The 24625-nt window shown below is 70.1% G+C and carries 21 protein-coding genes; 4 read left to right on the top strand and 17 right to left on the bottom strand.

Features of this window, described 5'->3' with window-relative positions:
* Positions 1-141 precede the first annotated feature (141 nt).
* The 7 genes from mltG to AB0H84_RS18750 form a co-directional block, all read right to left on the bottom strand.
* Entirely contained in the window at positions 142-1764 is a 1623-nt protein-coding gene (mltG, locus tag AB0H84_RS18720) for an endolytic transglycosylase MltG (protein WP_357605120.1), read from the bottom strand.
* 133 nt (positions 1765-1897) lie between these two features.
* Positions 1898-2377, bottom strand: a complete 480-nt coding sequence (ruvX, locus tag AB0H84_RS18725) for a Holliday junction resolvase RuvX (protein WP_357605123.1) — start codon at positions 2375-2377, stop codon at positions 1898-1900.
* A 1-nt stretch (position 2378) separates the two neighbouring features.
* Positions 2379-5051: an alanine--tRNA ligase gene (gene alaS, locus AB0H84_RS18730; RefSeq protein WP_357605126.1), complete on the bottom strand. Its 2673-nt coding sequence runs from the start codon at positions 5049-5051 to the stop codon at positions 2379-2381.
* Between the two features lie 17 nt (positions 5052-5068).
* Complete coding sequence (locus AB0H84_RS18735) at positions 5069-5299, bottom strand: hypothetical protein (protein WP_344994811.1); 231 nt, start codon at positions 5297-5299, stop codon at positions 5069-5071.
* Positions 5296-5682 (bottom strand): DUF948 domain-containing protein, encoded by a 387-nt coding sequence (locus tag AB0H84_RS18740; RefSeq protein ID WP_357605128.1) that lies wholly within the window; start codon positions 5680-5682, stop codon positions 5296-5298. The genes AB0H84_RS18735 and AB0H84_RS18740 overlap by 4 nt, the downstream gene beginning before the upstream one ends.
* Before the next feature lie 328 nt (positions 5683-6010).
* Positions 6011-7312: a replication-associated recombination protein A gene (locus tag AB0H84_RS18745; RefSeq protein ID WP_357605131.1), complete on the bottom strand. Its 1302-nt coding sequence runs from the start codon at positions 7310-7312 to the stop codon at positions 6011-6013.
* Positions 7313-7321: 9 nt separating this feature from the next.
* Complete coding sequence (locus AB0H84_RS18750; RefSeq protein ID WP_357605133.1) at positions 7322-7804, bottom strand: DUF2231 domain-containing protein; 483 nt, start codon at positions 7802-7804, stop codon at positions 7322-7324.
* A gap of 168 nt (positions 7805-7972) precedes the next feature.
* On the opposite strand from AB0H84_RS18750, the gene AB0H84_RS18755 reads away from it, so the two are divergent.
* A complete protein-coding gene (locus AB0H84_RS18755; RefSeq protein ID WP_357605136.1) occupies positions 7973-8875 on the top strand; it encodes a peptidylprolyl isomerase in 903 nt (300 codons plus the stop codon).
* Positions 8876-8929: 54 nt separating this feature from the next.
* On the opposite strand, the gene aspS is transcribed toward AB0H84_RS18755, so the two are convergent.
* Genes aspS through AB0H84_RS18770 form a run of 3 tightly spaced genes read right to left on the bottom strand, consistent with a single transcriptional unit; the run spans position 8930 to position 12614 of the window.
* Positions 8930-10681 (bottom strand): aspartate--tRNA ligase, encoded by a 1752-nt coding sequence (gene aspS / locus AB0H84_RS18760; protein ID WP_357605139.1) that lies wholly within the window; start codon positions 10679-10681, stop codon positions 8930-8932.
* Positions 10678-11934 (bottom strand): histidine--tRNA ligase, encoded by a 1257-nt coding sequence (hisS, locus tag AB0H84_RS18765; RefSeq protein ID WP_357605142.1) that lies wholly within the window; start codon positions 11932-11934, stop codon positions 10678-10680. The genes aspS and hisS overlap by 4 nt, the downstream gene beginning before the upstream one ends.
* Complete coding sequence (locus AB0H84_RS18770; protein ID WP_357605145.1) at positions 11934-12614, bottom strand: MBL fold metallo-hydrolase; 681 nt, start codon at positions 12612-12614, stop codon at positions 11934-11936. The genes hisS and AB0H84_RS18770 overlap by 1 nt, the downstream gene beginning before the upstream one ends.
* A 138-nt stretch (positions 12615-12752) precedes the next feature.
* On the opposite strand from AB0H84_RS18770, the gene AB0H84_RS18775 reads away from it, so the two are divergent.
* The 3 genes from AB0H84_RS18775 to AB0H84_RS18785 all read left to right on the top strand — a co-directional run bounded on the left by AB0H84_RS18775 (position 12753) and on the right by AB0H84_RS18785 (position 16285).
* Entirely contained in the window at positions 12753-13640 is an 888-nt protein-coding gene (locus AB0H84_RS18775; protein ID WP_357605147.1) for a peptidylprolyl isomerase, read from the top strand.
* Between the two features lie 62 nt (positions 13641-13702).
* The gene (locus AB0H84_RS18780; RefSeq protein WP_357605150.1) at positions 13703-14932 is read left to right on the top strand and encodes a DUF349 domain-containing protein; all 1230 of its coding nucleotides are present in this window, start codon (positions 13703-13705) and stop codon (positions 14930-14932) included.
* Positions 14933-15193: 261 nt separating this feature from the next.
* A complete protein-coding gene (locus tag AB0H84_RS18785; protein ID WP_357605153.1) occupies positions 15194-16285 on the top strand; it encodes a cupin domain-containing protein in 1092 nt (363 codons plus the stop codon).
* Between the two features lie 18 nt (positions 16286-16303).
* Here AB0H84_RS18785 and AB0H84_RS18790 read toward each other — a convergent pair whose 3' ends face one another.
* The 7 genes from AB0H84_RS18790 to ruvA all read right to left on the bottom strand — a co-directional run bounded on the left by AB0H84_RS18790 (position 16304) and on the right by ruvA (position 24539).
* The gene (locus tag AB0H84_RS18790; RefSeq protein WP_357605156.1) at positions 16304-18493 is read right to left on the bottom strand and encodes a bifunctional (p)ppGpp synthetase/guanosine-3',5'-bis(diphosphate) 3'-pyrophosphohydrolase; all 2190 of its coding nucleotides are present in this window, start codon (positions 18491-18493) and stop codon (positions 16304-16306) included.
* Between the two features lie 187 nt (positions 18494-18680).
* Complete coding sequence (locus AB0H84_RS18795) at positions 18681-19199, bottom strand: adenine phosphoribosyltransferase (RefSeq protein ID WP_357605159.1); 519 nt, start codon at positions 19197-19199, stop codon at positions 18681-18683.
* Between the two features lie 117 nt (positions 19200-19316).
* Positions 19317-20309 carry a protein translocase subunit SecF gene (gene secF / locus AB0H84_RS18800; RefSeq protein WP_357605161.1) on the bottom strand — a complete coding sequence of 331 codons (993 nt, stop codon included), beginning with the start codon at positions 20307-20309 and terminating at the stop codon, positions 19317-19319.
* 1 nt (position 20310) lies between these two features.
* Positions 20311-22122 carry a protein translocase subunit SecD gene (gene secD, locus AB0H84_RS18805; RefSeq protein ID WP_357605163.1) on the bottom strand — a complete coding sequence of 604 codons (1812 nt, stop codon included), beginning with the start codon at positions 22120-22122 and terminating at the stop codon, positions 20311-20313.
* Between the two features lie 43 nt (positions 22123-22165).
* Positions 22166-22555 (bottom strand): preprotein translocase subunit YajC, encoded by a 390-nt coding sequence (gene yajC, locus AB0H84_RS18810; RefSeq protein ID WP_357605166.1) that lies wholly within the window; start codon positions 22553-22555, stop codon positions 22166-22168.
* A gap of 214 nt (positions 22556-22769) precedes the next feature.
* Positions 22770-23801, bottom strand: coding sequence for a Holliday junction branch migration DNA helicase RuvB (ruvB, locus tag AB0H84_RS18815; RefSeq protein ID WP_357605169.1), 1032 nt, complete (start codon positions 23799-23801; stop codon positions 22770-22772).
* Positions 23802-23918: 117 nt separating this feature from the next.
* On the bottom strand, positions 23919-24539 hold the full coding sequence (ruvA, locus tag AB0H84_RS18820; protein ID WP_357605172.1) for a Holliday junction branch migration protein RuvA: 621 nt from the start codon (positions 24537-24539) through the stop codon (positions 23919-23921).
* Positions 24540-24625 lie beyond the last annotated feature (86 nt).

The following is a 24625-nucleotide window of genomic DNA, read 5'->3' on the forward strand; positions in this document are numbered from 1 at the left end:
CCGAGCGGAACGGGGGGATCCGCCGGACATGCTCCCACGACCAGCGGAGAGCACTCAGAGTAGCCATGCTAAGGGATGGAAAGAGGGCGCATGTCCCGTTTGTGGCCATTTGCGCCGGAACGGGGGGAGTTCCGTCGAACATCAGTTCGTCCCGAGGTTCTTTTTCAACTCTTCCCGGTATCTCACGAACTCGCTCTCTTTGTTAGTGAATTTGGTGATTCTATGCGCCGGATCCGTCGTGACAAACCAGTGCCAATCGCCCTTTGCCGGGTTCAGGGCCGCTAGCAGCGCCTTCTCCCCCGGATTCGCGATGGGTCCCGGCGGCAGTCCCTTGTGACGGTAAGTGTTGTAAGGGGAGTCGACCTTGGTGTCGCTCTCCGTGATCCTCAGGCTCCGGCGGTTCTGGGCGTACAGGATGGTGCTGTCGATCTCCAGCTTGGTGCCCTTCTGCAGGCGGTTGTAGATCACTCTGGAGATCTTCGGGTAGTCCGCGTCGGTCCCGCCCTCCGCCTGGATCATGCTGGCCACCGTGACCGCCTCCAGCGGCGTCAGGTGCCTGCGCGCCGCCTGCTCCTCCAGGCCCACCTGCCGCGCGGCCACGCCGAACCGCTCCACCATCGCCGCCAGCACGTCCACGGCCGAGTCGCCGGGCTCGATCTCGTACGTCGCCGGGAACAGGAACCCTTCGAGTCCCGGGGCGTATTTGGGCAGCCCGACGAGGCCCTTGTCGACGCCCTGCAACTCCTTGAGCGGCAGCCCGGTCTGCTTGGCGACCCGGGCGAGCACCTCGGACGTGCGCATGCCCTCGGGGATCGTGACACGCCGCACGACCCTGGAGGCCGGGGCGAGGAGCAGGTCGAGCGCCGCCCCGGCCGCCATGCCCTTGCGCAGCCGGTAGTGTCCCGGCCGCAGCCGGTTGGCGACCGCGCGCTCCTCCGCCACCCGCACGAACGACCGCGCGCTCGCCACCACTCCGGCGTCCGCCAGCGTGGAGCCGACGTCCTCCGCGCTGGAGCCCGGCGCGATCCGCACCGTCACGACGCCGCTGCCGGGCCCGTCGAAGTCGTCGGGGCTGAGGTACGGCTTGAGCACCACGATCGCACCCGCCCCCAGCGCCACCAGGGACGCGACCAGGCCCGCGGAAACGATCCCGGCCTTGCGGAGGGCCTGCCTGCGGCGCGCCGGCACCGACGGGGCCTCCCCCGACCCAGCATCCGCCTTCCCAACCTCTGCCGCTTCAGGCCCTGGCGCGCCCTCCACCTCCGGTCCGCGCCCCGCTTCCGGCCCGCGCCCCGCTTCCGGCCCGCGCCCCGCTTCCGGCCCGCGCCCCGCCTCCGCGTATGGCACGGCCGGCCCTTTGAGCTCTGGCTCCGCTTCGGGCACGGCCCGCCCTTTGAGCTCGGCGTACGCTTCCGGCTCCCCTGCGGCCTCAACGGCGGCGCCGGCCGCACGAGCGGCCACTGCCTCAGGCGTGGTCTCTCCCTCACGAGCGGCCCCTGCCTCAGGCACGGCCCCCGACTCGGGCACAGCCCTCACCTCAGGTGTGGCCCCCGACTCGGCCGCGATCCCCGCTCCCGGCGAGGACTCCGTCTCGAGGTCGGCCGCTCCGGCCCCCGGCTCCGACCGGAGATCGGCATGCGGCTCGTGACCGAACTCCGCCCCGGCCTGGGGCTGCGGCGGCTCCGATTCCTCCGGCGTGGAGTCGTCGGAGCTGAACGGGATCACATCGCCGATGTCGTACTCGTCCTCAGGCGGCCGGTTCACGCGACCACCCCCGGATAGGAGACCGAGGATCGGGACTCCGGTGAGAGCCGCACGGACCGGGGTCCCATCGCGGCCTCCGACGGCCCGCATGGGCACGCCTTCGGCGCGGGTGCGACCCCCGGGACGCGCGCGCTCATGAGGCAGGTCCGTCGGCCGCTGGGGGCGGTGCGACGGGCCTGCCTGGGGGTCTTTCCGTGGCACGCTCGGAGTCGAGCGCGTCCTGCAGCAGCACGACCGCGGCCGCCTGGTCGACGACGCCGCGCTGCTTCTTGGCCTTCACGCCGCTGGCCCGCAGCCCCTGCGTCGCGGCGACCGTGGTCAGCCGCTCGTCGAAGAGCCGCACGGGCGTGGGCGCGAGCCGGACCGCGAGGTCGGCGGCGAACTGGCGGGCCAGCGCGGCCGCCTGCCCCTCGCGTCCGGACAGCGAGGTGGGCAGCCCCACGATCACCTCGATCGCCTCGTGCTCGGAGGCGATCTCGGCGATGCGGGCGAGGTCGCCCCTGCCCCGCTTGACGGTCTCGACCGGCGTGGCCAGCATCCCGGAAGGGTCGCTACGGGCCACGCCGATGCGTACGGACCCGACGTCCACGCCGATCCGTGTGCCGAACCTCATGTCAGCCGAGCTGATCGGCGATGGCCTGCTCGACCAGCTGCAGCGCCTCGCCGATCCCCTCCGGTCGTGTGCCGCCACCCTGCGCGACATCATCCTTGCCGCCACCGCCACCCCCAAGAGCCTTGGCGGCGACGCCGACCAGCCGTCCGGCCTTGAGCCCCCGCTCGCGCCCCGCCTCGTTGACCGCGGCAACCACCACTGGACGGTCGGAGGGGACGCCAGCGATCACGATGACCGCCGGCCGGTCGGCCGGGAACCTGCCACGCACGTCAAGCGCGAGCTTACGCAGATCGTCGGCACCGGTGCCATCAGGCGCGCGGTGTGTCACAACGGAGACTTCCCGCAGGTCACGGGCCTTGGCCGCCAAATCACCCGCAACCTGGAGCACCTGCGCGGAGCGGAGCTTCTCCAGCTCCTTCTCCGCGGTGCGCAGCCGGGTGACGATGCCGTCGATGCGCTCGGGCAGCTCCTCGCGGCGCGCCTTGAGCTGCTCGGTGAGCTGCGCGACCAGCACGCTCTCGCGGGCCAGGAAGCGGAAGGCGTCGATGCCGACGAGCGCCTCGACGCGGCGCACGCCCGCGCCGACCGACTGCTCGCCCAGCACCTTGACCAGGCCGAGCTGGCCGGAGCTGTGGACGTGGGTGCCGCCGCACAGCTCGCGCGAGTAGTCGCCGATCTCGACCACGCGGACCTCGTCGCCGTACTTCTCGCCGAACATCGCCAGCGCGCCCATCGCCCTGGCCTCCGCCTGCGAGGTGTAGAAGGCGTTGACCTGGAGGTCGTTGATGAGCACGGCGTTGACCTCGTCCTCGACGTCGCGCAGCACGCTCTGCGGCACCGCGCCCGCCGCGGTGAAGTCGAAGCGGAAGCGGCCGGGAGAGTTCTCCGAGCCCGCCTGCGCGGCCGTCTCACCCAGCGCGTTCTTGAAGCCGCGGTGGACGAGGTGGGTCGCGCTGTGGCTGCGTGAGATCGCGCGCCGGCGCTCGACGTCGATCTCCGCCTGCGCCTCGTCGCCGACCTTGACCTCGCCGCTGCGGACCTTGCCCCGGTGCACGACGAGACCCGCGAGCGGCGACTGCACGTCGACGATCTCGATCTCGCCGCCGCTGGTGCGGATCACACCCTGGTCGGCGAGCTGGCCACCGCCCTCGGCGTAGAACGGGGTGCGCGCCAGCACGACCTCCACGGTCGCCCCCGTGCCCGCCACCGGCACGTTCACGCCGTCGACGAGGATGCCGACCACGCTCGTGTCGGCCTCGGTCTGGTCGTAGCCGAGGAACTCGACCTTGCCGGCCTTCTCCAGCAGCTGCCCGAAGACGGAGATGTCGGCGTTGCCGGTCTTCTTCGCCGCGGCGTCGGCCTTGGCGCGCTGCCGCTGCTCCTTCATGAGCCTGCGGAAGCCCTCCTCGTCGACCTGGAGCCCCTGCTCGGCCGCCATCTCCAGCGTCAGGTCGATCGGGAAGCCGTAGGTGTCGTGGAGCTGGAACGCCTGGTCGCCGGAGAGCGAGGTGCCCGACTTGCGCTTGGTCTCCTCGACCGCCACGTCGAAGATCGCCGTGCCGGTGCGGAGGGTGCCCAGGAACGACGCCTCCTCGGCGTCGATGACCGCGTGGATCTGCGGCGCGTCGGTCTTGAGCTCGGGGTACTGCTCGCCCATGACGTTGATCGCGACGTCGGTCAGCTCGTGCATGTAGCGGTCGTCGCCGGAGCCGAGCAGCCGCAGGTTGCGTACGCTTCTGCGCAGGATGCGGCGGAGCACGTAGCCGCGGCCCTCGTTGCTCGGCAGGACGCCGTCGGCCACCAGCATGGTGCCGGTGCGGACGTGGTCGGCGATCACCCGCAGGCTCACGTCGGCCCGCTGGTCGCGCCCGTAACGGGTCTTGGTGAGCTCGGCCGCCTTGTCGAGGATCTTGTACGTGGTGTCGATCTCGTAGATGTTGTCGACACCCTGCAGGATCGCCGCCATGCGCTCCAGGCCCATGCCGGTGTCGATGTTCTTCGCCGGCAGCTCGCCCGCCACGTCGAAGTCGACCTTGGTGCGGACCGCGCTGAGCTGGTACTGCATGAAGACGAGGTTCCACACCTCGAGGTAGCGGTCCTCGTCGGCGACGGGGCCGCCCTCCTTGCCGTATTCGGCGCCGCGGTCGTAGTAGATCTCCGAGCAGGGGCCGCCGGGGCCGGGCACGCCCATGTGCCAGTAGTTGTCCTCCAGGCCGCGGCGCTGGATGCGGTGCTCGGGGAGGCCGACCTTGTTACGCCAGATGTCGAACGCCTCGTCGTCCTCGAGGTAGACGGTCGCCCACAGCTTGTCCTCGGGGAAACCGAAGCCGCCGTCGGACTCGGAGCGGGTGAGCAGCTCCCACGCGAACGGGATCACTTCGGACTTGAAGTAGTCGCCGATCGAGAAGTTGCCCAGCATCTGGAAGAACGTGGCGTGGCGGGTCGTCTTGCCGACCTCGTCGATGTCGGGGGTCCGCACACACTTCTGCGCCGTGGCCAACCTGGACGCCGGAGGCTTGCGCTGCCCCAGGAAGTACGGCTTGAACGGCGCCATACCGGCATTGACCAGGAGAAGCGTGGGGTCCTCAGCGATCAGGCTGGCCGAGGGCAGGACCTTGTGCCCACGCTCCTCGAAGAAGCGCAGGAAGCGGCGGGCGATCTCTGCCGACTCCATGTTGGCCATCCTTTGCGTTAGTTGTTTTCTTCAGCCTTGTCGAGCCCGAAGCGGGCTCGCAACTCGGTTTCGCGCTCCGCGGCCTCGCCGAGCGCGTCGAAAGTAAAGTCTCTCACCTGCCGGAGCATCCCCGCGGCGCTGTCGGCCGTCCTGCGCGCGACGTGGTTGGGGTGCAGCGCCTGCAGCCTGCGCATCACCCAGAAGGTGATGAACGCCCCCAGCGACAGGTAGAACAGCCGCCTGATCATCGGGTCCGCCTCGGTGCGGCCTTGAGCCTGGGCGCCCGCCGGGCCTCGAGGGCGCGCCGCACGCCGTACGCGAGCGACGACACCTTGACCAGCGGCCCGGTGAAGATCGTCTGGGTGACCGCGCTGAGCTTGGCGGCGTGCCCGCTGACCTGCTTGACGTCCTTGGCGATGGCCTCGACGGCGACCAGCTGCCTGTTGGTCTCGTTGACCGTGACGCTCATGTCGTCGAGCAGCGGCATCAGGCGTTCGTTCAGGTCGGACACCGCCTTGGTGGTCTCGGTGAGCAGCCTGGCGAGCTTGACGAGCACCATGGCGAGAACGCAGACCAGGACTATCCAGCCGGTGGCCGCGATCAGCCCGGCGAGCTCTCCAGCGGTAAGCATCCGCTCATCTCCCTCGTACGCTGGGCCGGAACGGCAAGACCCTATCGCGTCACGGCGACAACCTTGGTGAGGTCACCGAGCTTGATCGGCACGCCGCGCCGGACGCCGGCACTCTTGCGACCACCTGCCCGCCGCGCCCGCCCGGCTTCGCGAGCCACTGCGAACCTCATGAGCCGAGACCGCGCGCCGCCTGGACACCATGGGCCGCAGTCGGGCGGGGCCTGGCACGTCCGCACACCCAAACTTACGCCATCTCGGACCCTGGCCCGCCGTCCGTGCGCCGTGGTCCCGACGTCGACGCCTTTACAGTGTAGATCAAATAGTGGGGTCAGGATCCCCGGAGGAAGTCGCGGATCTTGGCCCAGCGGTCGGCCACCGGAGCCTCGGCGCCGTGGCGGGTCGGCTCGTAGTAGCGGCGGTCACGCACCTGCTCCGGCGCGTACTCCTGCCGCACGAGCCCGTGCTCGAAGTCGTGCGGGTACTTGTAGCCGTCGCCGTGGCCGAGCTTGGCCGCGCCCGGATAGTGGGCGTCGCGAAGGTGGCCGGGCACCTGGCCGATCAGGCCGCGCCGGACGTCGCCGACGGCCGCCCCGATCGCCTTGACCACGGCGTTGGACTTGGGGGCCATGGCGCAGTGGATGACGGCGTGCGCCAGGTTGATCTGCCCCTCGGGCAGCCCGATCAGCTGCACCGCCTGGGCGACGGCCACCGCGGTCTGCAGGCACGTGGGGTCGGCCATGCCCACGTCCTCGGAGGCGAAGATGACGATGCGGCGGGCGATGAAGCGCGGGTCCTCCCCCGCCTCGATCATGCGGGCCAGGTAGTGGAGCGCCGCGTCGGCGTCGGATCCGCGCATCGACTTGATGAACGCGCTGATCACGTCGTAGTGCTGGTCGCCCTGCCGGTCATAGCGTACGGCCGCCTTGTCGACGGCCTTCTCCACCACCTCGACGGTGATGTCGTCGGCCAGCAGCGCGGCGGCCTCCAGGTACGTCAGCGACCTGCGCGCGTCGCCGCCCGCCAGGCGTACCAGGTGATCGAGGGCCTGCGGCGCGAGCGTGGCGCGCCCGCCGAGGCCGCGCGGGTCGGAGACGGCCCGCTCCAGCACGGCGCGCACGTCGTCGTCGGAGAGCGACTCCAGGGTGAGCAGCAGCGAGCGCGACAGCAGCGGCGAGATGACGGAGAAGAACGGATTTTCGGTGGTGGCGCCGATGAAGGTGACCCAGCGGTTCTCGACGGCGGGCAGCAGCGCGTCCTGCTGGGCCTTGTTGAAGCGGTGCACCTCGTCCACGAAGAGCACGGTCTGGCGGCCCGTCATGCCCAGCTCGCGCCGCGCGTTGTCGATGGCGGCCCGCACGTCCTTGACGCCGGCGGAGACGGCGGAGATCTCGACGAAGCGGCGCTTGGTGACGTTGGAGACGACGTAGGCGAGCGTGGTCTTGCCGGTGCCCGGCGGCCCCCACAGGAACAGCGACATGGGAGCCTCGCTCTCGACCAGGCGTCGCAGCGGGGTGCCGGGGCCGAGCAGGTGCCGCTGGCCGATCACCTCGTCGAGCGTGCGCGGGCGCATCCGCACCGCGAGGGGCTGCGGGGTGGCCTCCTCGGCCGCCGAATCGAACAGGCTATCCACAACGCGAGATTACAGGCCCCAGACGGCTCTCGCTCCCGAGTCGCCGGCACGGAAGACGTAGTAGCCGGCGACTCCGGCCAGCACCAGCGTCACCGCCGACAGGGCCAGCGTGGTGGGCCGGCCGAACCTGTCGCGGCCGAGCGAGTCGCGGGCGGGACGGGTCGCGTACACGAGCAGGAGCGCCGAGGCGGCCAGCCCGAGCACCGACAGCAGCAGCGGATCGGCGAAGCTCTCGTGCGTGGAGATGCGGCTCCCGAGCTCGCCGTCCGCCGTCGCGAAGCGGGCCTCCTTGAGGCGCTCGCCGCTCTCCTTCGCCGCGAAAACCGTCACCGGCGCCGCCAGGGAGAGCAGGACCACCGCCCAGGCCGCGTAGGTGCGCCAGCGCGGCACCAGGGCGTAGCCGGCCGCGGTGGCGACCAGCAGCGGGGTCAGCACCACGGCGAAGTGGATGATCAGGGGGTGTGCCGGCAGGCCGAGGATCTGGTCGAACACGAGGGGCTCCTTAGTTCTCATTTCAACTACGAATCGGAGCACCATATGGTTCGCGACCTCAGCTGTCGCATGCGCGGCTTTCGCCACTTACGTCCGGCACATATCGGGGGCCGGTAGCATGCGCGGAAGCTGTTTGGTCATGCACTGGCAAAATGAGAGGACATAGCGGTGAGCGGCGACGACCGCCAGAACGAGGAAGACCGCCAGAAAGAGCTGGCGCGGGAGCACAAGGAACGGCAGGCGCAGCGCGCCGCCGCCCAGACCGCCAAGGCGAGGCGGAACACCTTCATCGGCGCCGGCGTGGCCGTCGTGGTGGTCGCGGGCGGCGTCTTCGCCGCGACCACGCTGGTCAACAGGAACCCCGCGAACGAGGTGGCCGCCAAGAGCAGCGCCTCCCCGAGCGCGAGCGCCTCCCCCAGTGAGCCGGCGCCGTCCACTCCGGCCAAGACGGGCCCGGTGACCTGCACCTACAAGCGGGACACCTCGGTGCCGAACAAGTTCGTCGGTCTGCCCGGCAAGAAGCCCAACATGAAGCTGAAGAAGATGACGGTGGTCACCAACCGCGGCACCGTCGTCGTCGACCTCATGACCGACGCCGCGCCGTGCTCGATCAACTCGCTCGCCTTCCTCGCGAAGAAGAAGTTCTACAACAACATGAAGTGCCACCGCCTGGTCACGCCCGACGTGTCCGGCGTGCACATGCTGCAGTGCGGCGACCCGCAGGCCAAGGCCGACGGCAAGAACCCGACCGACGGCCAGGGCACCGCGGGGTACGTCTACGGCGACGAGAACATCGACATCCCCCTGGGCAAGGGCGTGGTGTTCATGACGCAGCCGGGTGAGGCGGCGGGCCAGAACAACAGCCAGTTCGCCTTCTCGCTGTCGGACGAGAACACGCAGATCGGCTCGGGCTACAACGTCATCGGCATGGTCAGCGAGGGCATGGACATGCTGCTGGGGCTGGCCTCCAGCGGCAAGGACCTGCTCGTCAACGACGCCGACATCACCGGTGACGGCGGCACCACCGCGCCCAAGAACCCGGTGATCATCAAGAGCATCACGTTCAAGTAGGAGACACGAGAACGGCGGGCACCCCACCACGGGGCGCCCGCCGTTCTCACATGCCTAGACCTCGGCCTTGGGCTGGGCGTCGACGCCCGCCTCCTTGCGCTGCTCGGCCGTGATCGGCGTGGGCGCGCCCGTGAGCGGGTCGAAGCCGGAGGCGGTCTTCGGGAACGCGATCACGTCGCGGATCGACTCGCCGCCGGACAGCAGCATGCAGATGCGGTCCCAGCCGTAGGCGATGCCGCCGTGCGGCGGGGGGCCGTACTTGAACGCCTCCAGCAGGAAGCCGAACTTGCTCTCCGCCTCCTCCTTGGAGATGCCCAGCACGTCGAAGACGCGCTGCTGCATCTCGGCCCGGTGGATACGGATCGAGCCGCCGCCGATCTCCATGCCGTTGCAGACCATGTCGTACGCGTAGGCCAGCGCCTCGCCCGGGTGGTCCTGGAAGTTGTCGGCCCACTCCGGCTTGGGGCCGGTGAACGGGTGGTGCACGGCCGTCCAGCCGGTCTCGCGGCCCACCTCGTCGTGCACGGGCTCGAACATGGGGGCGTCGACCACCCACAGGAACGCCCACGCGGACTCGTCGATCAGGCCGCAGCGGCGGCCGATCTCCAGGCGGGCGGCGCCGAGCAGCTCGCGGGAGGCGTGCTGGAGGCCGGCCGCGAAGAAGATCGCGTCGCCCGGCTCGGCGCCGACCTTGGCCGCGAGCCCGGAGAGCTCCTCCTCCGAGAGGTTCTTGGCGACCGGGCCGCCCAGCGTGCCGTCCTCCTGGACGAGCACGTAGGCCAGGCCCCTGGCGCCGCGGCTGCGGGCCCACTCCTGCCAGCCGTCGAGCTCCTTGCGCGTCTGGGAGGCGCCGCCGGGCATGACCACGGCGCCGACGTACTCGGCCTGGAAGACGCGGAAGGAGGTGTTGGCGAAGTAGCCGGTCATCTCGACCAGCTCCTGGCCGAAGCGCAGGTCGGGCTTGTCGGAGCCGTAGCGGGCCATGGCGTCGGCGTACGTCATGCGCGGCAGCGGCGTCGGCAGGTCGTAGCCGGCGATCTCCTTCCACAGCCGGCCGATCAGCCGCTCACCGACCGCGATGACGTCCTCCTGGTCCACGAAGGACATCTCGACGTCGATCTGGGTGAACTCCGGCTGCCGGTCGGCGCGCAGGTCCTCGTCGCGGTAGCACTTGGCGAGCTGGTAGTAGCGCTCGAGACCGGCGACCTGGAGCAGCTGCTTGAACAGCTGGGGCGACTGGGGCAGGGCGTACCAGCTGCCGGGCTGCAGGCGCACCGGGACCAGGAAGTCGCGCGCGCCCTCGGGCGTGGAGCGGGTCAGGGTCGGCGTCTCGACATAGACGAAGCCGAGCTCGTGCATCACCTCGTGGGCGAGGTAGGTGGCCTTGGAGCGAGTGCGCATCGCGTTGGCCACCTGCTGGCGGCGGATGTCGAGGTAGCGGTACTTGAGCCGGGCCTCCTCCGACACGCCCACGTTGCCCTCGATGGGGAACGGCAGCGGCGCGGACTCGCTCAGCACCTCCACCCGCTCGGCCACGACCTCGATCGCGCCGGTGGGCAGGTCGGGGTTCTCGTTGCCCTCGGGGCGCACCCTGACCTGGCCGACGACCTTCACGCAGTATTCGGCCCGCAGGTCGTGGGCGTGGTCCTCCTCGCGGAAGACCACCTGCGCCGAGCCGGAGGCGTCGCGCAGGTCGATGAAGACCACGCCGCCATGGTCACGGCGGCGGGCCACCCATCCTGCGAGCGTCACCTGCTGCCCGGTGTGCTCCTCGCGGAGCGACCCGGCCTGATGCGTGCGGATCACTGCACTTTCCCTTTCAAAATGTCGACGACCTCGGCCAAGGGCACCTCGGTCTGCTCAGCGGTGGTCAGGTCCTTCACTTGCACGGCCTCGGCCGCCAGATCACGCTCGCCCAGGATCAGCGCGAAGCGGGCCCCGGAACGGTCGGCCCCCTTCATCGCCCCCTTGAGCCCCTTGCCGCCGAAGGACATGTCGGCGGCGACACCGGCCGCGCGCAGCTCGCTCACGAGCTTGAACATGGCCCGCGCCGCCTCGTCGCCCAGCGCCACACCGTACACCTCGCAGCGGGCCCGGGTGGCGAGCTCGATGCCTTCGCGCTCAAGGGCGATGACGGTGCGGTCGAGGCCGAGCCCGAAGCCGATGCCGGGCAGCGGCGGCCCGCCGATGGCCTCGGAGAGCCCGTCGTAGCGGCCGCCGCCGCCGATGCCGGACTGCGCGCCCAGCAGCGGGTGGTCGAACTCGAAGGTGGTGCGGGTGTAGTAGTCGAGCCCGCGCACCAGCCTGGGCGTGTCCTCCCACGGGATGCCGAGGTCGGCCAGGAGCTGCTTGACCCGGTCGTGGTACGCCTTGCAGTCGGCGCAGAGGTGGTCGCCGATGAGCGGCGCGTTCTCGAGCTGCGCGCGCACCTCGGGGCGCCGGTCGTCGAGCACGCGCAACGGATTGATCTCGATCCGCGCCCTGGTGGCCTCGTCGAGGTCGAGCCCGCGCAGGAACTCCTGCAGCCGCGCGCGGTAGATCGGCCGGCACTCCTTGCAGCCCAGCGAGTTGAGCAGCAGCCGGACCTGCGTGAGACCGAGCGCGGAATACCACTGCCAGGCCAGGGCGATCGTCTCGGCGTCGACGGCCGGGTCCTCGCTGCCGATGGCCTCCAGGTCGAGCTGGTAGAACTGCCGGTAGCGGCCCTCCTGGGGCGCCTCGGCGCGGAACACCGGGCCGTCGGTCCAGACCTTCACCGGGAGCTGGCCGCGGTGCAGGCCGTACTCCAGGACGGCGCGCAGCACGCCGGCGGTGAACTCCGGGCGCAGCGTCAGCGACCTGCCGCCGCGGTCGGTGAAGGTGTACATCTCCTTGCTCACGACGTCGGTGGACTCGCCGACGCCGCGCGCGAACAGCTGGGTGTCCTCGAAGACCGCGGTCTCGAGGTAGGCGTATCCCGCGCGCCTGGCCGTCTCCGCGAACGCTCCGCGGATCGCGTAGAACGTCGAGGCCTGCGGTGGAACGTATTCCTTGACCCCTTTGGGTGCTTGGAAGCTCATTAGATCCCTCGTGTGGGACCGGCTTGCGGCGCCGCTTCCTTCAAGTATGGATTGGTAGCGCGCTCGCGGCCGATCGTGGTCTGTGGTCCGTGGCCCGGCAGGACGACCGTATCGTCAGGCAGCGGCAGACACTTGGTGGCCAGGCTGCTCAGGATGGTCGCGTAGTCGCCGCCGGGAAGGTCGGTGCGGCCGATGGAGCCGGCGAACAGCAGGTCGCCCGAGAACATGATCTCGTCACCGGGCAGCCGGAAGCTCACCGACCCCCTGGTATGGCCGGGCGTGTGGTCGACCACGAGCTCGAGGCCGGCGAGCTCGAGCACGGCGCCGTCGGACAGCTCGCGCACGTCGTCGGGCTCGCTCAGCTCCAGCCCGCCGAAGAGGGAGGCGCTCGTGCCGGACCAGCCCGCGGCCGGGTCGCTCAGCAGGTGACGGTCGTCCGGGTGGATCCACGCGGGGACGTCGCGCGCGCCGCAGACCGGGGCCACCGACCAGACGTGATCGAGGTGGCCGTGGGTGAGCAGGACCGCGACCGGCTTGAGCCGGTGCTCGCGCAGCAGCTCGTCGACGCCTTCTGTCGCGTCCTGACCTGGGTCGACGATCACGCATTCCTCGCCGGGGGCAGGCGCGACAACGTAACAATTGGTCTGGAAGGCCCCTGCGGGGAAGCCGGCGATGAGCATCTGCCTCAGGTGATCTCGTCGAAAAGCCAATGGGAATGTAACCGAAGGGTACCGGTGCGGGTCGCCGGGCTGCGAATCATTACCCGTTGGCCGATACGATTCGCCCACCTCAGTTGATTGACTATGGGAGGCAAAGCGGTGGCCACGGGGAAGGACCGGCAGAAGCAGCTGGCGCGCGAGCACTACGAGCGGCAGATGCAGCGCCGGCTCGAGCGCGAGCAGAAGGCCAAGCGCACGGCGATCATCGGCTCCACTGTGGGCGTCGTGATCGTCGTCGGCGGCATCGTGGCCGCGGTCGCGCTGTTGGGCGGCAACAGCACGGGGACCGACGCGGCCTCCTCGCCCACGGCGTCCGCCGCCGACAGCGCCACGGCGGCGCCGAGCGCGAGCGCGAGCGCGAACACGGGGCCCAAGCCGTACGACGCGGCCACGGGCACCTGCGACTACGTCAAGGACACGGCCGGCGGGCAGATCAAGGACGTCGGCCTGCCGCCGAAGAAGGTCAAGACCACCCCGGCGACGAAGACGATGACGCTCAAGACGAACCTGGGCGACATCGTGGTCGAGCTCAACAACGCCAAGGCGCCCTGCACGACCAACTCGCTGGAGTACCTGGCGAAGAAGAAGTACTACGACGGCAGCAAGTGCCACCGGCTCGGCAGCGACAAGTTCCCGATGCTGCAGTGCGGCGACCCGGCGGCCAAGGCCGACGGCAAGAGCCAGGACGGCACCGGCGGCCCCGGCTACGTCATGGCCGAGGAGAACCTCCAGGGCGCCCAGTACAAGCGCGGCGTGATGGCGATGGCCAAAACGCAGGCGCCGGGGAGCACGGGCAGCCAGTTCTTCCTCGTTTTCGGAGACATCGGACTCACCCCGGATTACACGCCGGTGGGTACGATCACCAAGGGACTCGACATCCTGGACAAGGTGAACAAAGCGGGCGTCATCGCCGACATGGGCGACGGGACGGGAGCACCGAAGCAAACCGTCGAAATCAAAGACGTGACAATCGCCAGCAAGAGCTGACGTAATACAAACTAGGGACGAAGTAGTCCCGAAGGGTCTGATGGAAAGTGCGGGAGGACACGGTGAGCACCGACCCGTGGGGCCGGGTAGACGACGACGGCACCGTCTACGTGCGTACGGCTGAGGGAGAGCGGGCCGTCGGCTCCTGGCAGGCCGGTGAACCCGAAGAGGCACTGGCCTACTTCCATCGCAAGTACGACGAGCTGGCCGGTCAGGTGCAGCTGCTGGAGCAGCGCGTCAAGGGCACGGACCTGGCTCCGGCCCAGGCCGAGTCGAGCATCGCCAAGCTGCGGGAGGCCGTCGCCGACGCCCACGCCGTCGGCGACCTGGCCGCGCTGACGGCCCGGCTCGACGGCCTGACGGAGCTGGTCGCCCAGCGCCGCGAGGAGGTCAAGGCCGCGCGCGAGCACGCGCGCGCCGAGGCCAGGGCGGTCAAGGAGCGCATCGTCGCCGAGGCCGAGCGCATCGCCGACGAGACCACTCACTGGAAGTCCGGCGGCGAACGGCTGCGCCAGCTCGTCGAGGAGTGGAAGGCCGCCGACCGCATCGACAGGGTCACCGAGGCCGCGCTGTGGAAGCGGCTGTCGGCGGCGCGCACGGCGTTCGCCAAGCGGCGCAAGGCGTACTTCGCGGGGCTGGACGAGCAGCGCGAGGGCGTTCGCGCGGCCAAGGAGCGCATCGTCGCCGAGGCCGAGGCGCTGGCCGACTCGACCGACTGGGGCCAGACCGCGGCCGTCTACCGCGAGCTGATGCAGCAGTGGAAGAGCGCGGGGCGGGCCTCGCGCGAGGTCGAGGACGAGCTGTGGGCCCGCTTCAAGGGCGCTCAGGACCAGTTCTTCCAGGCCCGTTCGGCCGTCTTCGCCGAGCGGGACGCCTCGCTGGCCGCCAACGCGGAGGTCAAGGAGGTGCTGCTCGCCGAGGCCGAGAAGATCCTCCCGGTCACGGACGTGCGCACGGCCCGCGCGGCGCTGCGGAGCATCCTGGAGCGCTGGGAGGCGGCCGGCCCGGTGCCGCGCGAGCAGCGCGACCGGCTGGAGGGCGGCCTGCGCAAGGTCGACGAGGCCGTGCGCAAGGCCGAGGACGCGGAGTGGAAGCGCTCCAACCCTGAGGCCAGGGCCCGGGCGCAGAGCACCGTCGACCAGCTGCGCACCTCGATCGAGCAGCTGGAGAAGCGGCTGGCCAAGGCGCAGGACGCCGGTCGCGCCAAGGACATCAAGGAGACCGAGGAGGCGCTGACCGCCCGCCGTTCGTGGCTGGAGGAGGCCGAGCGCACGCTCGCCGAGTTCAGCTGACCCGGTGGAGGCCCCGCACGGCCTCCACCGGCTCACGGCCCTACGGCCGGTTTCGGCGCTACGGCTGGGGCTGGCTTCGGCGCTCCAGCCTGCTTCGGCGGCCGGGCTTCTGCGGCTCGGCGGGCGCGCGTCCTGCATGTGCCCCCCGGCGTGTGCCGCCCTCCCCATGCCACGGTGCCCGGAGCGCCGCCTCGACGGCGCGAGGGGCCGGTGCGGGAAATGGGGCAACGGCGGAGGGGGCGGAGACCTAGGCTGGCGGGCATGGATCCGGTCAGCGCCGCGCGTGCCCTCGTCGAGGACATGTTCCCGGGAGCCCTGTACGCCTTCGTCGGCGGCAGCGCGCTCACCGAGCACCGCACCAGCACCTCCGACCTCGACGTCGTGGTGGTGCTCGACGGTCTGCCCACCCCCTATCGCGAGTCGCTGCGGTGGCGCGAGTGGCCCGTCGAGCTGTTCGTGCACAGCGAGACCAGCCTCCACGCCTATCTCGACAAGGACTTCGACAGGCGCCAGCCGAGCCTGGCCCGCATGTGCGCCGAGGGCGCGGTGGTGACCGACCGGACGAGCGGACGGGCCAGCGACCTGCAGGCGGCGCTGAGCGAGCGCCTGGCGGCCGGACCGGGCGGTCTGACCAGCTCACAGGCCGAACGGTCCAGATACGCCCTCTCTGACCTCCTGGACGACCTGTCGGGGGCGACCGATCCGGGCGAGCAGACGTTCATCCGCTGGCAGGTGGTGCAGGAGACGGCCAGGATGGCGCTCGGCCTGGGGCGCAGGTGGCAGGGGAGCGGCAAGTGGCTGCTGCGCGAGCTGCGCGCCCACGACCCCGAGCTGGCCGAGAAGCTGCTCACCGCGCACGACGACTCCGTACGGCTGTCCGGCGTGGCCTCGGACGTGCTGGAACGCGCCGGAGGGCGCCTCTGGGAGGGTTACCGGGCCGAGGGGGACCCCTTCCACCGGCCGCTGCGTCACGTGCCCTCTGGGGAGCTCTCAGGCGATACGGCGCAGAGCTCCGGCATGCGCCGGCTGGCCGCGATCAGCGGCGCCACCGCCGGGTCCTCGCGCCTGTGGATGGGCCAGACCCACGTCGCCCCCGCCACCCGCTCGTCCGACCACCACCACGGGGCCTCCGAGACGGCCATTTACGTGGTCAGCGGCACGCCGTCGTTCGTGTTCCTGGAGGACGACCAAGAGGTGCGCCTGGACACCAAGCCGGGCGACTACATCTTCGTCCCGCCCTACGTGCCCCATCGCGAGGAGAACCCCGATCCGTCCCAGGAAGCCGTGGTCGTCATCGCCCGCAGCACCCAGGAGGCCATCGTGGTCAACCTCCCCGACCTCCGCCCTCGCTGAGCCAGGTCGCGGGGAGGGTCAGCCGCCCGCGCCGCTGACCCGGTAGACGTCGAACACGCCCTGGATGCTGCGCACCGCCTTGAGCACGTGCCCCAGGTGCTTGGGGTCTCCCATCTCGAACGTGAACTTGCTGATCGCCACCCGGTCGCGCGACGTCGTCACGGACGCGCTCAGGATGTTGACGTGCTGATCGGAGAGCGTACGCGTGACGTCCGACAGCAGCCGCGGCCGATCCAGCGCCTCCACCTGGATCGCCACCAGGAACACGCTGTCGTCGCTGGGCGACCACGACACCTCGACCAGCCGGTCCGGCTGCGTCTTGAGCTGCTGCACGTTGGTGCAGTCGGCCCGGTGCACCGACACCCCGTGCCCTCGGGTGACGAAACCGACGATCTCGTCGCCGGGCACCGGGGTGCAGCACTTGGACAGGCGTACCCACACGTCGGCGTCGCCGGCCACGACCACGCCCGCGCCGCCGCCGCGGGGGCGGCCGCGGAGCCGGGTGGGCAGGGAGGTCTCGGCGATGTCCTCCTCGGCGCTGTCGACGCCGCCGATCGAGGCCACGAGCTTCTGCACGACGGCCTGGGCCGCGATGTGCCCCTCCCCCACGGCCGCGTAGAGCGCGGACACGTCGGGATAGCGCAGGTCGCGGGCGAGCGCGAGCAGCGCCTCGCCGGACATCAGCCGCTGCAGCGGCAGGCCCTGCTTGCGCATGGCCCGCCCGATGGCCTCCTTGCCCGCCTCGATCGCGGTCTCGCGGCGCTCCTTGGAGAACCACTGCCGGATCTTGTTACGGGCCCGGCCCGACTTGACGAACTTCAGCCAGTCACGCGACGGCCCGGCGTCGGGCGACTTGGAGGTGAAGATCTCGACCGTGTCGCCGTTGCCGAGCCGCGACTCCAGCGGCACCAGCCGGCCGTTGACCCGCGCGCCGATGCAGCGGTGGCCCACCTCGGTGTGCACGGCGTACGCGAAGTCGACCGGCGTGCCCCCCTCGGGCAGCGCGATGACCTGCCCCTTCGGGGTGAACACGTAGACCTCGGAGACCGACAGGTCGAAGCGGAGCGACTCCAGGAACTCGCCCGGGTCGGAGGTCTCCTTCTGCCAGTCGAGGAGCTGGCGCAGCCAGGCCATGTCGCTGCCCGGCTTGACCTTGCCCGTGGGACCGGCGGAGCCGACCTCCTCCTTGTACTTCCAGTGGGCGGCCACGCCGTACTCGGCCCTGTGGTGCATCGCGTGGGTGCGGATCTGCAGCTCCACCGGCTTGCCCTCGGGACCGATCACCGTCGTGTGCAGCGACTGGTACATGTTGAACTTGGGCATCGCTATGTAGTCTTTGAACCGCCCCGGCACCGGGTTCCACCGGGCGTGGATGGTGCCGAGCGCGGCATAGCAGTCGCGCACGCTGTCGACCAGCACGCGGATGCCCACCAGGTCGTAGATGTCGTCGAACGCCACGTCACGGGCGATCATCTTCTGGTAGACCGAGTAGTAGTGCTTGGGCCGCCCCTTGACCACGGCGCGGATCTTGGCCTCGCGCAGGTCCCCGGAGACCTTCTCGATGACCTCCTGCAGGAACAGGTCGCGGCGCGGCGCGCGCTCCGACACCATGCGGGCGATCTCGTCGTAGCGCTTGGGGTAGAGCATCGCGAAGGCGAGGTCCTCGAGCTCCCACTTGATCGTGTTCATGCCCAGGCGGTGGGCCAGCGGGGCGAAGATCTCGAGGGTCTCGCGCGACTTCTGGTGGCGCTTGTGCTCGGGCAGGTAGCGCATGGTGCGCATGTTGTGGAGCCGGTCGGCGAGCTTGATGATCAGCACCCGGATGTCGCGCGACATGGCCACGACCATCTTGCGCACGGTCTCGGCCTGGGCGGCGTCGCCGAACTTCACCTTGTCCAGCTTGGTGACGCCGTCGACCAGGGAGCCGATGGTGTCGCCGAAGTCGCCGCGCAGCTCGTCGAGGCTGTAGGCGGTGTCCTCCACCGTGTCGTGCAGCAGCGCGGCGCACAGGGTCTCGTCGTCGGTGCCGAGCTCGGCCAGGATCGTGGCCACGGCCAGCGGGTGCGTGATGTACGGGTCGCCGGACTTCCGCTTCTGGTCGCGGTGGTGGTAGGCGGCGACATCGTACGCACGCTCGATCAGGCGCAGGTCAGCCTTGGGGTGGGTGGCGCGGACCGTGCGGAACAGCGGCTCCAGCACCGGATTCATGGCCCCACCCCCAAACCGCCTTCGACGCACCGCCGGAACGCCGGGCGCCTCGGCACCACCGGCGTCGGTTACGTCGGATGCGACCACGTCACGGGGCACACAGACTCCTCACGCAATGGCTCCTCACGTTCGAGTCCAGGCTCCCCAGTGTATCCAGGCGGCGAACCTGGACCGTCGCGGGCCGGGCTCAGACGATCACGAGGGAGTGCAGCTCCACTCCCGGCAGACGCTCGCGTCCCTTGAGAAAGGCCAGCTCCATGAGGACGGCGATGCCGACGACCTCGCCTCCGGCCCTCTTCACCAGCTCCACCGCCGCCTGCGCGGTGCCGCCCGTCGCGAGCACGTCGTCGACCACGAGAACGCGGTCGCCGGGCCTGAACGCGTCACGGTGGACCTCGATGGTGGCGGAGCCGTACTCCAGATCGTAGGACTCCTCCAGGGTCGCGGCGGGCAGTTTCCCCTTCTTGCGCACGGGCACGAACCCGGCCGCCGCCCGGTACGCCACCGGCGCCGCGAGGATGAACCCGCGCGCCTCGATCCCCACGATCTTGTCCACTTCGGCGAGGCCGGCCAGCTCCTCCACCACGGCCGCCATGGCGACCGGGTCGGCCAGCAGCGGGGTGATGTCCTTGAACAGCACGCCCGGCTTGGGATAGTCGGGCACGTCCCTGATCTTCTCCAGGATCATCGTGCTGAGCTCGGTCATGACATTTCCTCGCAATTCTCCACCGGCGGTCTGCCGGGCTCCATGATGCTGCATTCTCACCGCACACGACGACGCCCCCGGCCGGTGAAGACCGAGGGCGTCGTACGTGTGCTCTGGCTACCCCTTGGCTACGGCTGCGCTTTTGGGGCCCTTCGGGCCCTTGCCCCCTCCCGTGGAGGCGAGCCTCTTGGCGATGGCCTGGTACTTCGGCTCCCGCTCCTTCAGCGTCACCAGCAGCGGCGTGGCGACGCAGAGCGAGGAGTACGTACCGACGATCATGCCGACGAACAGCGCCAGCGACAGGTCCTTCAGCACGCCCGCGCCCAGCAGCGTGGTGCCGATGAACAGGATCGCCGCCACCGGCAGGATCGCGACCAGCGAGGTGTTCAGCGACCGGATCAGCGTGTGGTTGAGCGCGTTGTTGGCCGCCATCGAGTACGTCATCTTCGACGTGTGGCCCAGCTTGGCCGTGACCTCCTTGATCATGTCGAACACCACGACCGCGTCGTAGAGCGAGTAACCGAGGATGGTCAGGAAGCCCAGCAGGGTCGCCGGCGTCACCTCGAAGCCCGACCACGCGTAGATGCCGGCCGTGATGACGAGGTCGTGGACGAGCGCGACGATGGCGGCCAGCGCCATCTTCGGCTCGAACGCCATCGACAGGTACAGGATGATCGCCAGCATGAACACGCCCAGGCCGATCCAGGCCTTCTGGGAGACCTCACCGCCCCAGGAGGCGCCGATCGACTGCACGCTGATCTGGCTGGCCGGGACGTTGAAGTCCTTCGCGACGGCCGTCTGCACCTGGCCGAGGGTGCCCTCCTGGAGGGTCTCGGTGGTGACCCGCCAGCCGCCGCTGGTCGACTGCACGATCGGCTGGTGCACGCCTTGCGCGGAGAACTCCTCACGGAGCTGCTCGATGGTGGCGGTCGGCGCCTTGAAGGAGAAGACCGTGCCGCCCTTGAACTCCACGCCCAGGTTGAGGCCGTTGATCAGCAACCCGGCCAGGGAGACGACCAGCAGGAAGCCGGAGAGGCTGTACCAGAGTCTCCACTTGCCGACGAAGTCGACGTCGATCTCGCCGCGGTAGAGGCGTCGCGCGAGTCCCATCTCAGGCCTCCTGCGGTTTGGTCGGGCGGCTGGGCGTGTGCGCCTCGCTCATGCGCTCGGAGTCGAGGCCGGAGAGCGGGTGACCCTTGGCGAAGAACTTCAGCCTCGCCAGCAGGGCGATGAACGGCTTGGTGAACAGGAACACCACGACGATGTCGATCAGCGTGGTGAGGCCCATCGCGAACGCGAACCCGGCCACGCCGCCCACCGCGAGGAAGTAGAGCACGATCGCGGCGATGAACATGACCGCGTCGGCGATCAGGATCGTGCGCCGGGCGCGGACCCAGGCCACCTCGACGGCCGCGCGGAGCGACCTGCGGCCCTCCTTCATCTCGTCACGTATGCGTTCGAAGTACACGATGAAGGAGTCGGCGGTGATGCCGATCGAGACCACGAGGCCGATGATGTGCGGCAACGAGAGCCGGAAGTTGGCGTTGTGGCCGAGGACGACCACCGCCGTGTAGGTGAGGATCGTGGCGACCACGAGGCTCAGCACCGCCACGATGCCCAGGCCGCGGTAGTAGAGCATCGAGTAGACGACCACGAGCGCGAGGCCGATGGCGCCCGCGATCAGGCCGCCCTTGAGCTGGTCCTGGCCCAGGGTCGAGGAGACCGTGTCGATCGAGCTGCGCTTGAACTTCAGCGGCAGCGCGCCGTACTTCAGCTGGTCGGCCAGCTGGGTGGCGCTGGTCTGGTCGAAGTTGCCGGTGATCTGCGCCTTGCCGCCGGGGATGGGGCCCTGGATGTTGGGGGCGGTGATGACGACGCCGTCGAGCACGACCGCGACCTGGTTACGCGGCGGCTGGGCGCTGTAGGCCTCCTGGGTGAGCTTGGCCCACGCGTCCGCGCCCTTGCTCTTGAAGTTGAGCTCGACGGCCCAGTTGACGCTGCTCTGGGGGATGCCCGCGGAGGCCGAGTCGATGTCCGTGCCGACGACCTTGGCGACGTCGAGCACGTACTTGTAGCTGCCGTCGCTCTCGCAGGCGGCGTACTGCTTCTTCGGGTCGTCCTGGACGCCCTGGCCGCGGTTCTCCGGCTTGGAGCAGTCGAGCTTGTTGAACTGGGCGAGCACCGCGGGGTCGATGCCCTGGGTGTTGATGCCCTGGTCCTGCGTGGTCGGGGTGCTGGGCTGGGCGCTCGGCGCCGCCGACGGCGTGGCCTTGGCGTTCTGGCCCTTCTTCTCCTGCTTCTGGGAGCTCTGCGTGGCGGGCGGCTGCGTGCTCGCCGAGGCGGAGGGCGCCTCCGCCGACGCGGTGGGGGTCGGCGCGGTCAGCGCTGACGACAGCGCCTTGCCCGTCGGGGACGTGCTGGGCTTGGGGGTGGAGACCTGGCTGGACTTGCCGGACTTACCCGACTTGGGGGTGGCGGTCGGGCTCGCCGAGCCCGACGGGGTCGGCGTCGGCGCGTTGGTGGCCAGATCCTGCGGCACCTGGGTGGGCGCGCTGGCGAGCACCTGGCGGAAGCGCATCTCCGCAGTGGTTGAGACCAGCTTGAGGGCCTCGTTCTGCCCGACGCCCGGGATCGAGATGATGATGTTGGGGCCGGACTTGGCGACCTCCGCGTCGGAGACGCCGGTGCCGTTGACTCTGTCGCGGATGATGCTGACCGCGCGGTCGAGGATCTCCTCCGGCGGTGCCGCATTGTTGAGAGTCACCGGGGACAGAGTCATCGTCGTGCCGCCGGCGAGGTCAAGCCCCAACTTCGGCGTGAACGCCTTCTGCAGGAACATCGTCCCGCCCAGGGCGAAGATGAGCGCCAGCAGCACCAGGAGCGTGCGCCCCGGTCTGCTGTGGCGGCTTGTCGGTCGGGCCACTGGTCGTCAGTTCTTTCGGGTAGAGGTTTGTGGCAGAGCTTAGTCAGGACTGCTTGGTGCTGGAATCCTGGCCGCCTTCGCGCTCAACGGTGGCTCCGGACTCGTTCTTGCCCTCCTCGCCGGTCTCTCCCTCCTCAGCAGGGGACTCGTCGGACTCGGAAGCGTCGCCCGGCGTGACGACGCGGCCGATCGCGGCCTTCACCCAGCGGGTCTCGATCCCGGGCGCCACCTCGAGGATCACGTCCTCGTTCTCCACCGCGACAACGGTGCCGAACAGCCCGGTCGTGGTCATGACCCGGGCGCCGGGAGTCAAGGAGTTCTGCATCTGGGCCGCCTCCTGCTGGCGCTTGCGCTGGGGGCGGATCAGCAGGAAGTAGAAGACCACCACCAGAAGAATCAGCGGCAGGATACTTCCGAGTTGTCCCATGTCCATAAGGGGCACACCCTTCATTGTCGTACAAGGAAGTTGACACCGGCCTCGCGCCGGAAATTCCGTGCGTTGCGTCGGGCCGCGCCGCATCAGCCCGTCAGCCTACACAGCCAGCCAAGCCACGGAGTGTAGGCGCTTGTTGCGAAACGCGGCAACGAAGCAGCGTTTCGGCGCGCGGGGAAGTTCCCATTGTGAAACGGTTGCAACCGTTCTGTGATCAGTCGGAAAGGGATGCTCCGAACGCGTCGGGGGGCGGGGTCATGCCGAGGTGGCTCCAGGCGGCCGCGGTCGCGACCCGGCCGCGCGGGGTTCTGGCCAGCAGGCCCTGGCGTACGAGGAACGGCTCGGCCACCACTTCGACGGTCTCCGGCTCCTCCCCTACGGCCACGGCGAGCGTGGACAGCCCGACCGGGCCGCCGCCGAACTTCTTCAGCAGCACGCCGAGCACCGCCCGGTCGAGCCGGTCGAGCCCTTCGGCGTCGACCTCGTACAGGTTGAGCGCCGCCGCGGCGATTTCCCGATTTATCACCCCATCGGCCCTTACGTCGGCAAAATCTCGCACCCGCCTGAGCAGCCGATTCGCGATTCGGGGCGTACCCCTGGAGCGCCGGGCGATTTCGTGCGCCCCGTCGTCCGGCAGCGTGACGCCGAGCAGCGTGGCCGACCGGTAGAGCACCTGTTCGAGCTCGCCGACCTCGTAGAAGTCCATGTGCGCGGTGAACCCGAACCGGTCGCGCAGCGGCGCGGGCAGCAGCCCGGCCCGGGTGGTGGCGCCGACGAGCGTGAACGGCGCGATGTCCAGCGGGATCGCCGTGGCACCCGGGCCCTTGCCGACGACGATGTCGACCCGGAAGTCCTCCATGGCGAGGTAGAGCATCTCTTCGGCGGGCCTGGCCATCCGGTGGATCTCGTCGATGAACAGCACCTCGCCCTCGGTGAGCGTGGAGAGGATGGCGGCGAGGTCCCCGGCCCGCTCCAGCGCGGGCCCGGAAGTGATCCGGAGCGGCGCGTTGAGCTCCGCGGCGATGATCATGGCCAACGTGGTCTTGCCCAGTCCCGGCGACCCGCTCATCAGCACGTGATCGGGCGGCCGCTGCCTGCGCAGCGCGCTCTCGAGCACGAGGGAGAGCTGCTCGCGCACGCGGCCCTGGCCGATGAACTCGCTCAGCCGCTTGGGCCGGAGCGCCGCCTCGATCTGCAGCTCGTCGCCGCCGGCGTCGGGCGAGACCAGCTCCCGGTCAATCCCCACGTCCCCACCTCCTCCAGGCACCGCCGTGCGGGCGAGCGGCGGGCGCGGTCACGTCGGCACCGCCGTGAAAACCAGCGGTCGTGGCGGTCCCGTTGTGGGAGCGGGCGGCGCGGGCGGTCATCGCAGGCTCAGGGACTGGAGCGCGGCCTTCAGCAGCGCGGCGACCTGGGGCTTGCGGCCGGCGGCGAGGTCGGCGTCGGCGCGCGGCTCCACGGCGGCGACGGCTTCGTCGGCGTCCTTGCTGGAGTAGCCCAGCCCGACCAGCCCCGAGTGGACCTGCTCGCGCCAGGCCGCCTCCCGCCGCTCTCCGTTGAGCGCGGCGTTGACGGCCTCCTCGGGCGTGCCGAGCCGGTCCTTCAGCTCCAGCACGATCCGCTGCGCCCCCTTCTGCCCGATCCCCGGCACCTGCGTGAGGGCCTTGAGGTCGGCGCCGGCGACGGCGACGCGCAGGGCGTTGGGCGTGTGCACGGCGAGCATCGCCAGAGCCAGCTTGGGACCGACCCCGCTGGCCGTCTGGAGCAGCTCGAACACGGCCCGCTCATCGTCGGTGGCGAACCCGTAGAGGGTGAGCGACTCCTCCCGCACCACCAGCGACGTGGCCAGGCGCGCCTCCTCGCCGATCCGCAGCGTGGCGAGCGTGCCGGGGGTGCAGTGGGTGAGGATGCCGACGCCACCGACCTCGATCACGGCTCCGTCGGGAGCGATCGCGGTCACCTTGCCAGCCACCGACGCGATCACAGCCCACCATCCTTCCACGCCGCCGCGGCCCGCACGCCGCCGCCATAAGTCCCGCCAAAAGTCCTGTCGAGAGTCCTGTCGAGGGT

Origin of the sequence: Nonomuraea sp. NPDC050786, from assembly GCF_040654115.1 — a bacterium.
Taxonomy (GTDB): Bacteria; Actinomycetota; Actinomycetes; order Streptosporangiales; family Streptosporangiaceae; genus Nonomuraea.

Excerpts from the sequence above, each read along its gene's own strand:
- hisS (WP_357605142.1), bottom strand. The coding sequence starts at position 11,934 with ATGAGCTTCCAAGCACCCAAAGGGGTCAAGGAATACGTTCCACCGCAG.
- yajC (WP_357605166.1), bottom strand. The coding sequence starts at position 22,555 with ATGGACATGGGACAACTCGGAAGTATCCTGCCGCTGATTCTTCTGGTG.
- ruvX (WP_357605123.1), bottom strand. The coding sequence starts at position 2,377 with ATGAGGTTCGGCACACGGATCGGCGTGGACGTCGGGTCCGTACGCATC.
- AB0H84_RS18795 (WP_357605159.1), bottom strand. The coding sequence starts at position 19,199 with ATGACCGAGCTCAGCACGATGATCCTGGAGAAGATCAGGGACGTGCCC.
- AB0H84_RS18740 (WP_357605128.1), bottom strand. The coding sequence starts at position 5,682 with ATGCTTACCGCTGGAGAGCTCGCCGGGCTGATCGCGGCCACCGGCTGG.
- secF (WP_357605161.1), bottom strand. The coding sequence starts at position 20,309 with ATGGGACTCGCGCGACGCCTCTACCGCGGCGAGATCGACGTCGACTTC.
- AB0H84_RS18785 (WP_357605153.1), top strand. The coding sequence starts at position 15,194 with ATGGATCCGGTCAGCGCCGCGCGTGCCCTCGTCGAGGACATGTTCCCG.
- AB0H84_RS18735 (WP_344994811.1), bottom strand. The coding sequence starts at position 5,299 with ATGATCAGGCGGCTGTTCTACCTGTCGCTGGGGGCGTTCATCACCTTC.
- AB0H84_RS18790 (WP_357605156.1), bottom strand. The coding sequence starts at position 18,493 with ATGAATCCGGTGCTGGAGCCGCTGTTCCGCACGGTCCGCGCCACCCAC.
- alaS (WP_357605126.1), bottom strand. The coding sequence starts at position 5,051 with ATGGAGTCGGCAGAGATCGCCCGCCGCTTCCTGCGCTTCTTCGAGGAG.
- AB0H84_RS18770 (WP_357605145.1), bottom strand. The coding sequence starts at position 12,614 with ATGCTCATCGCCGGCTTCCCCGCAGGGGCCTTCCAGACCAATTGTTAC.